The sequence below is a fragment of the Deltaproteobacteria bacterium genome (assembly GCA_026712905.1).
Taxonomy (GTDB): Bacteria; Desulfobacterota; Binatia; order UBA9968; family JAJDTQ01; genus JAJDTQ01.
This window is the reverse complement of the sequence record JAPOPM010000199.1, coordinates 62,249-73,984: the sequence shown is the minus strand read 5'-3', so window position 1 is coordinate 73,984 and position 11,736 is coordinate 62,249. Positions and strand designations below refer to the sequence as shown.

At 64.7% G+C, this 11,736-nt stretch carries 15 protein-coding genes; 9 read left to right on the top strand and 6 right to left on the bottom strand.

Annotation, left to right across the window (positions count from 1 at the left end):
* Positions 1-296 precede the first annotated feature (296 nt).
* Positions 297-1,190, top strand: a complete 894-nt coding sequence (locus tag OXF11_16575; protein ID MCY4488710.1) for a vitamin K epoxide reductase family protein — start codon at positions 297-299, stop codon at positions 1,188-1,190.
* A complete protein-coding gene (locus OXF11_16570) occupies positions 1,190-1,492 on the top strand; it encodes a rhodanese-like domain-containing protein (protein MCY4488709.1) in 303 nt (100 codons plus the stop codon). The genes OXF11_16575 and OXF11_16570 overlap by 1 nt, the downstream gene beginning before the upstream one ends.
* A 151-nt stretch (positions 1,493-1,643) precedes the next feature.
* Here the strand turns inward: OXF11_16570 and OXF11_16565 are convergent, their stop codons facing one another.
* Positions 1,644-2,330: a glutathione S-transferase N-terminal domain-containing protein gene (locus tag OXF11_16565; GenBank protein ID MCY4488708.1), complete on the bottom strand. Its 687-nt coding sequence runs from the start codon at positions 2,328-2,330 to the stop codon at positions 1,644-1,646.
* Positions 2,331-2,461: 131 nt separating this feature from the next.
* Between OXF11_16565 and OXF11_16560 the strand changes: the two genes are divergently transcribed.
* Complete coding sequence (locus OXF11_16560) at positions 2,462-3,265, top strand: SAM-dependent chlorinase/fluorinase (GenBank protein ID MCY4488707.1); 804 nt, start codon at positions 2,462-2,464, stop codon at positions 3,263-3,265.
* 67 nt (positions 3,266-3,332) lie between these two features.
* The gene (locus OXF11_16555) at positions 3,333-3,791 is read left to right on the top strand and encodes a cytidine/deoxycytidylate deaminase family protein (GenBank protein MCY4488706.1); all 459 of its coding nucleotides are present in this window, start codon (positions 3,333-3,335) and stop codon (positions 3,789-3,791) included.
* A 480-nt stretch (positions 3,792-4,271) separates the two neighbouring features.
* Here OXF11_16555 and OXF11_16550 read toward each other — a convergent pair whose 3' ends face one another.
* From OXF11_16550 to hemL, 5 genes are all read right to left on the bottom strand, one after another.
* Complete coding sequence (locus tag OXF11_16550; GenBank protein ID MCY4488705.1) at positions 4,272-4,598, bottom strand: ATP synthase F0 subunit C; 327 nt, start codon at positions 4,596-4,598, stop codon at positions 4,272-4,274.
* A gap of 78 nt (positions 4,599-4,676) precedes the next feature.
* Complete coding sequence (atpB, locus tag OXF11_16545) at positions 4,677-5,378, bottom strand: F0F1 ATP synthase subunit A (protein MCY4488704.1); 702 nt, start codon at positions 5,376-5,378, stop codon at positions 4,677-4,679.
* Positions 5,379-5,385: 7 nt separating this feature from the next.
* The gene (locus OXF11_16540) at positions 5,386-5,760 is read right to left on the bottom strand and encodes a hypothetical protein (protein MCY4488703.1); all 375 of its coding nucleotides are present in this window, start codon (positions 5,758-5,760) and stop codon (positions 5,386-5,388) included.
* Positions 5,757-6,008, bottom strand: a complete 252-nt coding sequence (locus OXF11_16535) for an AtpZ/AtpI family protein (GenBank protein MCY4488702.1) — start codon at positions 6,006-6,008, stop codon at positions 5,757-5,759. The genes OXF11_16540 and OXF11_16535 overlap by 4 nt, the downstream gene beginning before the upstream one ends.
* A gap of 76 nt (positions 6,009-6,084) precedes the next feature.
* On the bottom strand, positions 6,085-7,389 hold the full coding sequence (gene hemL, locus OXF11_16530; protein ID MCY4488701.1) for a glutamate-1-semialdehyde 2,1-aminomutase: 1,305 nt from the start codon (positions 7,387-7,389) through the stop codon (positions 6,085-6,087).
* Positions 7,390-7,752: 363 nt separating this feature from the next.
* Here hemL and dnaA point away from each other — a divergent pair, with 363 nt between their 5' ends.
* The 5 genes from dnaA (at position 7,753) to OXF11_16505 (ending at position 11,645) form a co-directional block, all read left to right on the top strand.
* The gene (dnaA, locus tag OXF11_16525) at positions 7,753-9,066 is read left to right on the top strand and encodes a chromosomal replication initiator protein DnaA (protein ID MCY4488700.1); all 1,314 of its coding nucleotides are present in this window, start codon (positions 7,753-7,755) and stop codon (positions 9,064-9,066) included.
* A gap of 230 nt (positions 9,067-9,296) precedes the next feature.
* Entirely contained in the window at positions 9,297-10,403 is a 1,107-nt protein-coding gene (dnaN, locus tag OXF11_16520; protein ID MCY4488699.1) for a DNA polymerase III subunit beta, read from the top strand.
* 60 nt (positions 10,404-10,463) lie between these two features.
* Positions 10,464-10,970, top strand: coding sequence for a MogA/MoaB family molybdenum cofactor biosynthesis protein (locus OXF11_16515; protein MCY4488698.1), 507 nt, complete (start codon positions 10,464-10,466; stop codon positions 10,968-10,970).
* The gene (gene moaD, locus OXF11_16510; protein ID MCY4488697.1) at positions 10,967-11,212 is read left to right on the top strand and encodes a molybdopterin converting factor subunit 1; all 246 of its coding nucleotides are present in this window, start codon (positions 10,967-10,969) and stop codon (positions 11,210-11,212) included. Before OXF11_16515 ends, moaD begins: the two co-directional genes overlap by 4 nt.
* A 1-nt stretch (position 11,213) precedes the next feature.
* Positions 11,214-11,645: a molybdenum cofactor biosynthesis protein MoaE gene (locus tag OXF11_16505; protein ID MCY4488696.1), complete on the top strand. Its 432-nt coding sequence runs from the start codon at positions 11,214-11,216 to the stop codon at positions 11,643-11,645.
* Positions 11,646-11,736 lie beyond the last annotated feature (91 nt).

Genomic DNA, 11,736 nt, shown 5'->3' with positions numbered 1-11,736 from the left:
CGGGGGGCGGTATGACGTTCCGGGGGCGGGAATGACGTTCCGGGGGGCGGTATGACGTTCCGGGGGGCGGAATGATGTTCCGGGGGGGCGAATGACGTTCCGGGGGGGGGAATGACGTCCGGGGAGCCGGAATGACGTTCCGAAGGGGGCGGCGGGAAGCACGTTCCGGGAGGGGTCCGGAAAACACGGTATGGAAGCGCCGCTATCTTGTCTTGTCGTCGCGGCATTGGTAGATTTCACATGGGCTCGATCCGTCGGGCGGGCATCAGACGCCGACCGACCCAAAGGAGGAACCAGTGGCCAAGGCATCCAGAAAAAGAGGACCGCGGCAGCAGCAGGCCGCGGCGGCGCCCGGGCCGCCCAAGCCCAACTGGCCGGTGCTGGGACTGGCCGCGGTGGGGCTTGTGCTGGCGGGGTATCTGACGGGCACCGCGTGGTCGGGCGGGGAGACCGCCTTTTGCGAGGCGGGCGACGACTGCGACATTGTGCTCCAAAGCCGCTGGTCGGAGCTTCTGGGCCTGCCCACCTCGCTTTGGGGGTTTTTCGTGTACGTGGTGCTGGCGGGCGCGGCGCTCATCAAGCGGCGGAGCCGGCGCTGGAAGGTCTTGGCCGCGGTCTCGCTCTTCGGCATGGCCTACAGCCTGTACCTGACCTACATCTCCCTGTTCGTGCTGGAGGCCGCCTGTCCGTACTGCCTGACCTCCCTTGCGATCTTGACCGCCATCTTCGTCGTGACGCTGATGCAGGTCCCCCAGGTGAGCCACCGCGTGCCGTGGAAGCCCTGGCTCGGCGCGAGCTTCGGCGCCGCCGCGGTGGCGGTGCTGGCGATGCACCTGGTCTTCTACTCGGGCGCCACGGTGAACGCTTCGGCCAACGAAGACCCGTGGTTGCGAGGCTTGGCCGTGCACCTCGACGATATCGATGCCAAGATGTACGGAGCGTTCTGGTGCCCCGCCTGCCAGAGTCAGATGGAATTGTTCGGCGCTTCCGCCGAGCGCATCCCTTACATCGAGTGCAGTCCCGGGGGGCGCAGCGCGCCCACCGCGACCAAGTGCCTGGCGGCGGGCGTGCGTTCCTATCCCACGTGGGTGATCAAGGGCCAGCGTCAAGTCGGGGTGCTGACGCCGGCGACACTGGCGGATCGGAGCGGCTTCGCGGGGGTCAAGCCCGCGCAGAAGGAGGGTGGCTGATGCGACGTTTCTGGCTGGGCCTCACGGCCCTGCTCTTGATGGCGGCGGCTCCGGCCTGGGGCGATCCCTCCAAGTACCCGGAGTATGCCAAGGTGGAGCCGTCGGACAAGATCGCGATCCAATATGTCCGAGTCGAAGAACTCGTCCAGCACGTCCTCGACCGCAAGCCCCTCACCATCGTGGACGTGAGGCAAGCTCGGAGCTATGCCGACGGTCACATCAAGGGCGCCCTCTCGATACCGCTCGGCGCCTTCTACCGAGGTGCCGCCGTGCCCGAGGAGGGCCTCGTCGTACTCTATTGACAGTGCCCTCGCCACCTGGCCAGTTTGGCCTACGGAATTCTTCACAAGCAGGGCTACCGCAACATGAGAGTGTTGTACGAGGGTCTTCCCGGTTGGACCGAGAAGGGCTACCCCATGGAGACAGACTCGTAACCTGCGCGCGGGCCGGGGTTCAGCGTTTCTCGAACTGGTTCTTGCCCCAGAGGTTGTCCCACATCTCGTTGGTGATGGTGCCGACGACGTCGCGGGTCTTCTCCATGTCCTTGGCCACGGCCGGGCGGGCGGCGACGGTGTCGAACCAGCGGCTCAGGTGCGGGTGGTCGGCCATGTCCTGGCCCTGGCGCTCGTGCAGCCGGATCCACGGAAACACCGCCATGTCGGCGATGGAGTAGTCGCCGGCCAGGTACGCGTGCTCGGCGAGCCGCTTGTCCAGCACCCGGTAGATGCGCGCGCCCTCGCTGGTGTAGCGCTCGACGGCGTAGGGGATCTTCTCGCGCGCGTAGGCGCGGAAGTGGTGCGCTTGGCCGAGCATGGGGCCGACGCCCCCCACCTGGAACATCAGCCACTCCAGGACCTGGATGCGGGCGCGAGGTTCCGCGGGCAGGAACATTCCGGCCTTCTCGGCCAGGTAGATCAGGATGGCGCCGGATTCGAACACCGAGATGGGCTCGCCGCCCGGGCCGTCGCGGTCGAGGATAACCGGGATCTTGTTGTTGGGGCTGATCCTGAGGAACTCCGGGTCGAACTGCTCGCCCTTGCGCAGGTCCACCCAGTGAAGCCGGTAGTCGAGGCCCGTCTCCTCGAGCATGATGTGGATCTTCTGCCCGTTGGGCGTGGCGCTGGTGTAAAGCTCGATCATGGCGGTCTCCTTGCGGGACTGTCCGTGAGGCAGGATACTGGATAAATACCCGTCTCCTTGCCCGAGGCTGGAATTCCTGCACATCTTATCACGTGAACGAACGGGACAGCACCCCGAGAGACTCCGGCGCGATGACGATGACACCGGCCGCACGCATCATTACCCTGACCACCGACTTCGGCTACCGGGACCCCTTCGTGGGCATCATGAAAGGGGTGATCCACGGTATCGATCCGGCGGCCGTGATTGTCGACCTGACACACGGGGTGGCGCCGCAGGACGTCACCGGCGGCGCGCTCGCGCTGGCGGCCGCCGTCGACTTCTTTCCCACGGGCGCCATACACGTGGCGGTGGTGGATCCCGGAGTGGGCGGCGCCCGGCGCCCCATTCTCGTGGAGACCGCCCGCGGCCGCTACGTCGGCCCGGACAACGGGCTCTTGAGCCTCGCCGCGGGCCGGCAACGGCCGATCCGCGTGGTCCACCTGTCCAACCCGGATTACCACCTGCACCCCACGAGCACGACCTTCCATGGCCGGGACGTCTTCGCCCCCGCGGCCGCCCACCTTTCCGCCGGAGTGCCGGCGGAGAAGCTGGGGCAAACGGTCGAGAGCTTCGAGAGCCTGGAGGTGCCCGAACCGCGAAGGCAGGACGGGGGCGCCATCGACGGCGAGGTCATCTACATCGACGGTTTCGGCAACCTCACCACCAACATGCGGCGCGAGGACCTGGCGGCCTTCGACCCGGCGGGAGTGGACGTGCGGGTCGGCGACCATGTGATCCGGGGCCTGTCCCCCAACTACGCCTCGGCCGGCGCGGGCACGTACCTCGCCCTGATCAATAGCTGGGGGCACCTGGAGATTTCCCGGTGCGAGGGCAGCGCGCGATCCGGCCTCGGCGCCCATGTCGGCACCCGGGTGCTTCTGCGGGGCGCTTGATGTGGTATTGTCTTGGCCGGCCGGCCCGTGGAACCAAACGGGCCGGGACACGGTCGCGGAGGTGGCGATGACAGAAGAACGGCCGAGCTGGGATCAGTACTTCATGACCATCACGCGGCAGGTGGCGGAACGTTCCACCTGCACCCGCGCCAAGGTGGGCGCCGTGATCGTCCGGGATCGGAGCATCCTCGCCACGGGCTACAACGGCTCGCCCGCGGGAATGCCCCACTGCACGGAGTTGGGCTGCCTCATCTACGAAACCAGGAATCCCGACGGTGAGATGGAGAAGAACTGCTTCCGCACCATCCACGCCGAGATCAACGCCATCGCCCAGGCCGCCAAGAACGGCGCCAGCATCAAGGACGCCTCCATCTACATCACCCACACGCCGTGCATCCACTGCCTCAAGGTGCTGGTGAACACGGGCATCGGCGATATCTACTACGAGAAGCCGTACAAGCTCGACACGGTGGCGGAGATCCTGGAGCACACCGGCGTCCGGCTGCACCCCGTGGCCATGCCGTGAGACTCCCCCTCCCCACCCCTGGATTCCCGCTTTCCGGGCTGTGTCAAAACACCATCTGAGAGAGGCGCCAACCCGCCGAAGAGTCATTCCCGCGAAAGCGGCTGTGTCAAAACTCCATCCGGGATAGGCTACCAACCCCCGAAGAGTCATTCCCGCGAAAGCGGGAATCCAGGGGTGGTGGTGGGGCACTACATCTGCGTTTCCCCGCCTCGCCACCCCTGGATTCCCGCTTTCGCGGGAATGACTCTTCGGGGGGTTGGTGCCAATTCTTGTCCTGTCGACGGTTGCGACACAGCCTGGTTCACGGGAATGACGAAACGGGGGCTCCGTTTCCTCGGGAGTTCTGACACAGCTTGGTTCACGGGAATGGCGGGAGGCGCCGCGCCCTTCCTAGCGGCCGACGAAAAAAGGCAGGAGCCGCCGATGGCGACCCCTGCCTTTCAAGTGTCCTCGGGCCGCCAGGCGACGGCGCGGAAACGGTTAAACCTTGCCCGCGAGCAGGAAGGCGATGATCAGGGCGTAGATGCCCAGCGCTTCGATAAGGGCCAGCGACAGGATCAACGGCGTGAAGATCTTGTCGGCGGAGTTGGGGTTGCGGCCGATGCTTTCCATGGCCGCGCCGCCTACCCGGCCTTGCGCGAGCGCGCAACCGAACGCGGCGATGGCGATGCCGAGGCCGGCGCCCAGTGCGACGATGCCCGGGACCAGGCCGGCCGAGCCGCCGCCCGCGGCATCCGCCGCAACGGCAACACCCGACAGCAGCAGCGTGAAGAGTCCCGTCAGTACGAAGGCTGTGAGTTGCTTCATGTTTTTTCTCCTTTCCGGCGCCGAGGTCGTTGCCGCAAGCCTCTCCTCTTCATCCTCCCCGACTGGCAAACCGCGGCGTCAATGATCGTGGCTCAAGGCCAGAGACGCATAGATCATGCTCAAGAGCGTAAAAACGAAGGCCTGGATGACCGACACCAAGGCCCCCAGCAGATAGAACAGCACCGGGATGACCACGTAGGTCAGGCCGGTGAATATCTCCACCACCAAGTGGTCGGCGAACATGTTGAATGCGAGCCGCAGGCCCAGCGTGAGCGGCCGGAACATGTGCGAGAAAATCTCGATCAGGAAGAACAGCGGCGCGATCACCAGGAACGGCCCCATGAACTGCTTGAGGTAGGCGCCGCCGTGCTCGCGCACGCCGAAGTAGTGGTAGGCCCCGAAGGAAACCAGGCCCAGGCCTAGTGTGATGTTGAGGTTGCTCGTGGGCGGCGAGAACCCGGGCACGAGGCCGATGAAGTTGGACAGCAGGATGAAAATGAAGAACGTCCCGTAAAGCGACAGGTAGCGCCGGCCGTGGTGCCCGATGATGCTGTCGCTCAGGTTCGTGACGAACTCGATCAAGAGCTCGAAGATGTTGACCAGGGTGATCCGGTCGCTGGGAATGACCGCGTCGCGGGTGTCCAGCAGCCGGCGCCGCGCCGCGAGCGCCAGGCAGACCAGCAGCACCATGCTCACCAGCGAGAAGAAGATCTGCAGCGGCACCAGCCCCTGCAAGAAGCCGGGTACCAAGTCGTACCATGTGAATGGATGATGTCCCATCGATGACTCACCTGCCGATTTGCGTATCGTACAGCCGATCCCACAAGATCGCGAGGATCAGGCAGTTGACCCCTACCGCGAACGACACCGCGTCCGGAGAGATGCGGGTCAGCAACAACCAGGAGGCGCCCAGCAGGAAGCAGAACTTGAAGACCAGCAGGAAAATCCCCGCCCGGACCCGCCCCTTGCTCGCGAACGGCGTGATCACCCACCGGATGCCCACCGCCAGGAGCAGGAAGTTCACTCCCATGAACAGGCCGCCCAGCAAGAGCCCGCCGGGCTCCAGCCACTCCAGCGGCACGAGCGCCAGGAAACCGGCCACCAGCAGTCCGTGCCACAACTCCACGCGCCAGACCGGGAGACCGCTCGCTTCCCAACTCATCGGTGCTCCCTGGCGAAATGCCGCAAGAGCATCACGAGCCGCCAGAACGCCATCACGAGCCCCAGAAGCCCCAACACCAGCACCATCCAGGGCGAGCTGCCGAAGTAGGAGTCCGCGTAGTGCCCAAGCACCAACCCGGCTCCGACCGTCGTGGGAAACTCGAATCCGATGGCGGTGTATTTGGCGGCCCGGAAGAGAACGGGTCTCTTTTCCGGTGGCCCGTCCCGGCCGTCCTGTGCGTCGCTCACTGAAACCGGTTTTCTAACATGCGCACCGGGACCGGTCAACGGCGGCGGTCCGGGGGCCGAACGCCACGGCGACGACTCAACGTGGGACCACGCCGTCCTCTTCCGCCCAGTCCGCGAAGGCCGCCACGGTGGCGGCGATGTCTTCCTCGCCGTGCGCCAGGGATACGAACCAGGCCTCGAACTGGGACGGCGGCAGGTAGACGCCGCGCGCGAGCATGCCGTGAAAAAAACGTGCGAAGCGTTCCCGGTCGCAGGTCCTGGCGTCATCGGGCGCCGCCACCCGCTCCGGCCCCAGGAACAGCGTCAGCATGGAGCCCACGCGGTTGACCGTGCCCGGCACGCCGCGCGCGAGCACCTCGCGGAGCCCATCTTCGAGCATGCGGCCCTTCTCCTCCAGCTCCCGGTAGACGTCCGGTCCTTCCAGCGCCCTCAGCGTGGCGAGCCCGGCGGTGACCGTCACCGGGTTCCCCGAGAGCGTGCCCGCCTGGTACACGGGACCTTCCGGCGCCAGCCGCGCCATGATGTCCCGCCGTCCGCCGAACGCCCCCACCGGGAGCCCGCCGCCCAACACCTTGCCCAGGCAGGTGAGGTCCGGCGTCACGCCGTAGCGTTCCTGTGCACCGCCCCGCGCCACCCGGAAGCCCGTAATCACCTCGTCGAAGATGAGAACGACGCCCTGGCGCGCCGTAACCTCCCGCAATGCCTCGAGAAACCCCGGTGCCGGCGGAATCACGCCCATGTTGCCGCACACCGGTTCGACGATCACCGCCGCCAGATCCTCGCGGTGCCGCTCGACCAGACCGCGCACGGAGTCCGCATCGTTGAAGCGCGCCAGCAGGGTATCGGCGGTAAAGCTCTCCGGCACGCCGGCGCTGTCGGGCAGGGAGAAGCTCTCCACGCCCGAACCGGCCTTGGCCAGCAGGGCGTCGACGTGCCCATGGTAGCAGCCGTCGAACTTGAGCACCTTGCTGCGCCCGGTGTAGCCCCGCGCCAGGCGGATGGCGCTCATGGTCGCCTCGGTGCCGGAGTTCACCAGACGCAACTGTTCCACGCCGCCCATGCGCTCGCAGACGAGTTCCGCCAACTCCACCTCCTTGGCGGTGGGCGCGCCGAAGCCGGTGCCCTCGGGCACGGCGTCCACGAGCGCCTGCACCACCCCCACCGGCGCATGTCCCAGAATGAGCGGTCCCCAGGCGCAGACGTAGTCGATGTACCGCCGCCCTTCCCGGTCAACGATCCGCGATCCCTGGGCCCGGGCGATGTAGAGGGGGTCGCCGCCGACGGCGTTCCACGCCCGCACCGGGCTGTTCACACCGCCGGGAACGACGTGCCGCGAACGGTCGACAAGATCCGCTGAGGACGGCCTTGGGCGGTTATCCACACTACACCTCGTTGCCTCGCTCCGGGCGCGGTTTCGGGCGCCCGTGACCCAGCCCTTCGCCTTTTCCCCGTCTCCGCTCACCCGAAAGATACGGCGACTCCGGCGATAACATTACAGAAAAAAATGACGTGTGTTTTTGGTATTGCAATGCGCCAACAAAACCATTAAAAGGACGGTTTTCTTTGGTTACACCGATTAGGCAAATGGGCTGAACACTCACCGCCTCCGCGAGGAATTCCGGCGGGGTTTCGGGTTCTACTATGGCCTGAAACCGGGAGCCATTGTCCAGAAAGTTGTCCACATCTGTGGATAATTTTGTTGATAACCACAGTCACGCTAGCGCCATAACTCTCCTTGAATACAATGAAAAAGCTTCCGCGTGAGATTCAGGACCGGTTGAAGGAAAGGCTCGGCTTACACGATTTCGAGACATGGATCAAACCCCTGACGTTTACCCCAAGCGCGAGCGGTGAGATCACCATCGAGGTTCCCAGCAATCTGTTCCGCGACTGGCTCCACGAGAACTACCTCGACGCCATCAAGGAGGAGTTCAAGACGTACTACGGCGAGGCCGCACCGGTCGCTCTTTCGGTCAATCCGTCGCGCGTGCCCCAGCAGGCGCCGTCTCCACCCAAACCCACCGCCCAACCGGCGGACTCCTCGACGCTGATCCCGCGCTACACCTTCGAGAACTTCGTCGTCGGCACCAGCAACCAGTTCGCCCATGCCGCGTGCCTCGCGGTCGCCAGCAGACCCGCGGAACACTACAACCCGCTGTTCATCTACGGCGGCGTGGGCCTGGGGAAGACTCACTTGGTGAATGCCCTGGGAAACCGCCTGCGGGAGCAGAGCCCTGGTCAAAAAGTCGTCTACACAACCTCCGAATCGTTCATGAACAACCTCATCTCGTCTCTGCGGCGGGACCGCATGAACGAGTTCAAGAACCACTTCCGCAGCATCGACGTGCTCATCCTCGACGACATCCAGTTCATCGCCGGCAAGGAACGCACCCAGGAAGAGTTCTTCCACACCTTCAACTCGCTCTACGAGAGCCACAAGCAGATCATCCTCACATCCGATCGTTTTCCCAAGGAGATCTCCGACCTGGAAGACCGGCTTCGGAATCGCTTCGAGTGGGGCCTGACCGCCGACATCCAGCCGCCGGACATCGAGACTCGCATCGCGATCCTCATCAAGAAGGCCGAGGAGGAAGAGATCGACCTGCCGCAAGAGGTCGCGGACTTTCTCGCCACCCACATCCGCTCCAACGTCCGGGAGTTGGAAGGCTCCCTCACCCGCCTCGGCGCCTTCGCTTCCCTCACCAACGTCGAAATCACCATCGATCTCGCGCGGGAGGCGTTGAAGCACACCCTGAAGGAGAACGAGAAACACGTCACCGTGCGCAACATCCAGAAAGCCATCTGCGAGCACTTCGACGTCAAGATCAGCGACCTCAAGTCCAAGCGGCGCACGAAAAACATCGCCGTCGCGCGCCAGGTCGCCATGTACCTCTGCCGCAAGTACACCGCCACCTCCTATCCCGCCATCGGGGCCGAGTTCGGCGGGCGCGACCACTCCACGGTCATCCACGCCTCCAAGACCATCGAAAGGAAGGCCACCACCGACCCCGAGATCAAGGCCACCGTGGAACGGCTGGAGCGCCAGCTCAAGAGTTGAGTGAACACGCTGTGGAGAACCCGACACAGCCTGTTGAAAACTCGCTGAGTTCACTGCTCTCGCGGCCGGCCCCTACAGACAACGGGAGTGGCCGCGTTTTTTTTCCACCGCAAAAGTGCTTTAATAGCGGTAGTTTCCAACGGCTATCCCGATATCCACAGGCCCTACTACTACTTCTGATATTTCAATAATATAGAAGATGAATTAGAGCCGACGATACTGGAGGATAAATGCAGATCCGAGCCAAACGCGAAGAGTTTCTGGACGCGTTGTACTGGAGCCAGAGCACGGTGGAACGGCGCAACACCATGCCGATACTGGCCAACGTGCTGGTGGAAACCCAGGGCAATCGGATACGTCTCACGGGCACCGACCTCGAGGTGGGCGTACGCGCCAGCCTCAACGGCGAGATCATCACATCGGGCAGCGTCACGGTGGATGCCAGGAAGCTCTACGAGATCGTGCGCGAGTTGTCCGAGGAGTTCATCGACCTGAAGCGGTTGGACAACGACCGGGTTGAGATCCAGAGTGGCAAGTCCGTCTTCAAGATGGTGGGTCTCGACGCGCGTGAGTTCCCCGCGTTCGTGTCGAGCGGCGAGGCGGAGCGCAAGGATTGCCCGGCGCTGGCGCTGAAGGAGATGATCGACAAGACGATTTTCTCCATATCCACGGACGAGACCCGCTCCAACCTGAACGGCGCGCTGCTGCACGAGATGGAGAACAATCGGGTGCGCATGGTGACCACCGACGGTCATCGGTTGTCCCTGGTGCAGCGCGAGATCGGGCCGTTGGGGCTCGCGAAGGGAGTGATTATCCCGCGCAAGGGGCTGGCCGAGTTGCGCCGGCTCCTGGAAGACCCCGCCGAGGAAACCGTGTCCCTGGGTTTCACCGACAACATGGTGTTCGTGTGGAAGGGGGACGTCGAGATGTCCATCCGGCTCATCGACGGCGAGTTCCCCGACTACGACAAGGTCATACCGTCGGACAACAAGAACAAGGCGGATGTGGTTCAAGCCATCCTGTTTCGTGCCTTGCGTCGCGTGTCGCTGCTCTCCAGCGACCGCTTTCGTGGCGTCCGCGTCGAGTTCACCGGCGGCACCATCGGGATCTCCGCCAACAACCCGGATCTCGGGGAAGCGGCCGAGGAAGTGGACGTGGCGTACGAGGGCAACCGCATCGTCATCGGCTACAACGCCCAGTACCTGCTGGACATCCTGAACGTCATGGAACAGGACGACCACGTCGAGATGGGCCTGATGGACGACGAGAGTCCCACGGTAGTGCGCCGCGGCGGCGACGACACGCTGCTGTACGTGGTCATGCCGATGCGGATCTAGACAGGCTGCGTCCGAGATCACAACGCAAGTACGCCGCGGAACGTCAAACTCTGGAGCAACATGGCAGAGCAGTCCCACATCGACCGAAGTCTCAAGACCGTCGCCTGCTTCGTCATCACCGTAAGCGACACGCGTGATGCGTCGACGGACCGCAGCGGCGCCACCATCAAGGGGATGCTTGAGGAAGGCGGCCATGCGCTGGCGGGGTACGAGATCGTCAAGGACGAGCCCGAGGACATCCGCGCGCTCTTGGGAACCGCGCTGGCCGCGGACGGCGTGGACGTGGTGCTACTGAACGGCGGCACCGGCATTGCGCCCCGCGACGGCACCTACGAGGTGGTGAGCGGCGTCATCGAAAAGCGCATCGACGGCTTCGGCGAGTTGTTCCGGTACCTGAGCTACCAGGAGATCGGCGCCGCCGCGATGCTGAGCCGCGCGGTGGCGGGGGCCGTGGGCAGCCGGATCGTGGTATCCATGCCGGGTTCGCGCGGCGCCGTGGAAACGGCCATGAAGGACCTGCTGCTGCCGCAGTTGGGCCACATGGTGGCGCAGGCGCGCGGAATATGAAGGTGCGCGTCAAGCTCTTCGCCATGCTGCGGGAGCGGGCGGGCGCCGGCGACGCGGTCCACGAGGTTCCCGACGGCTCCACCGTGAACGAGCTGTGGAAACGGCTCCAGAGTGAGTACCCGGGCCTTTCCGGCATCGACCTCAGGCTCCTCTACGCGGTGAACAGTGAGTACGTCGAGCGCGGCCAGCGGCTCGCCGACGGCGACGAGGTCGCCTTCATCCCGCCGGTGAGTGGAGGATGACGTGTTCCGGCTGACCGACAAACCCATCGACTTGAACGAATTGCTCGCCTACGTGGGCGACCCCGGCGCGGGCGCCGTCTCGACCTTCATCGGCGCCACCCGCGACAACAACGAGGGGCGCTCCATCATATCCCTGGACTACGAGGCCTACCCCGGCATGGCCGAGCAGGAGCTGGCCCGGCTAGGCGAGGAAGCCGCGGCGAAGTGGGAAATCACCCGCGCGGCCATCGTCCACCGCATCGGCAACGTGCCCATCGGCGAGGCCAGCGTGATGATCGCCGTCTCCGCGCCGCATCGCGACGACGCCTTCAAGGCATGCCGCTACGCCATCGACGAATTGAAGAAGCGCGTGCCCATCTGGAAGAAGGAAATCTACCAGGGCGGCGAGATCTGGATCGGCAGCCAGAGCGGCGAACGCTTCGCCACCCCGTGACGGATCGTCATTCCCGCGAAACAGGCCGTGTCAAAACTCATGAGGCATCTACGTAACGGAACGTCATTCCCGCGGAAGCGGGAATCCAGGG

Excerpts from the sequence above, each read along its gene's own strand:
- OXF11_16515 (MCY4488698.1), top strand. The coding sequence starts at position 10,464 with ATGGCAGAGCAGTCCCACATCGACCGAAGTCTCAAGACCGTCGCCTGC.
- dnaN (MCY4488699.1), top strand. The coding sequence starts at position 9,297 with ATGCAGATCCGAGCCAAACGCGAAGAGTTTCTGGACGCGTTGTACTGG.
- OXF11_16560 (MCY4488707.1), top strand. The coding sequence starts at position 2,462 with ATGACGATGACACCGGCCGCACGCATCATTACCCTGACCACCGACTTC.
- OXF11_16570 (MCY4488709.1), top strand. The coding sequence starts at position 1,190 with ATGCGACGTTTCTGGCTGGGCCTCACGGCCCTGCTCTTGATGGCGGCG.
- moaD (MCY4488697.1), top strand. The coding sequence starts at position 10,967 with ATGAAGGTGCGCGTCAAGCTCTTCGCCATGCTGCGGGAGCGGGCGGGC.
- OXF11_16555 (MCY4488706.1), top strand. The coding sequence starts at position 3,333 with ATGACAGAAGAACGGCCGAGCTGGGATCAGTACTTCATGACCATCACG.
- dnaA (MCY4488700.1), top strand. The coding sequence starts at position 7,753 with ATGAAAAAGCTTCCGCGTGAGATTCAGGACCGGTTGAAGGAAAGGCTC.
- OXF11_16565 (MCY4488708.1), bottom strand. The coding sequence starts at position 2,330 with ATGATCGAGCTTTACACCAGCGCCACGCCCAACGGGCAGAAGATCCAC.
- atpB (MCY4488704.1), bottom strand. The coding sequence starts at position 5,378 with ATGGGACATCATCCATTCACATGGTACGACTTGGTACCCGGCTTCTTG.
- OXF11_16550 (MCY4488705.1), bottom strand. The coding sequence starts at position 4,598 with ATGAAGCAACTCACAGCCTTCGTACTGACGGGACTCTTCACGCTGCTG.
- OXF11_16540 (MCY4488703.1), bottom strand. The coding sequence starts at position 5,760 with ATGAGTTGGGAAGCGAGCGGTCTCCCGGTCTGGCGCGTGGAGTTGTGG.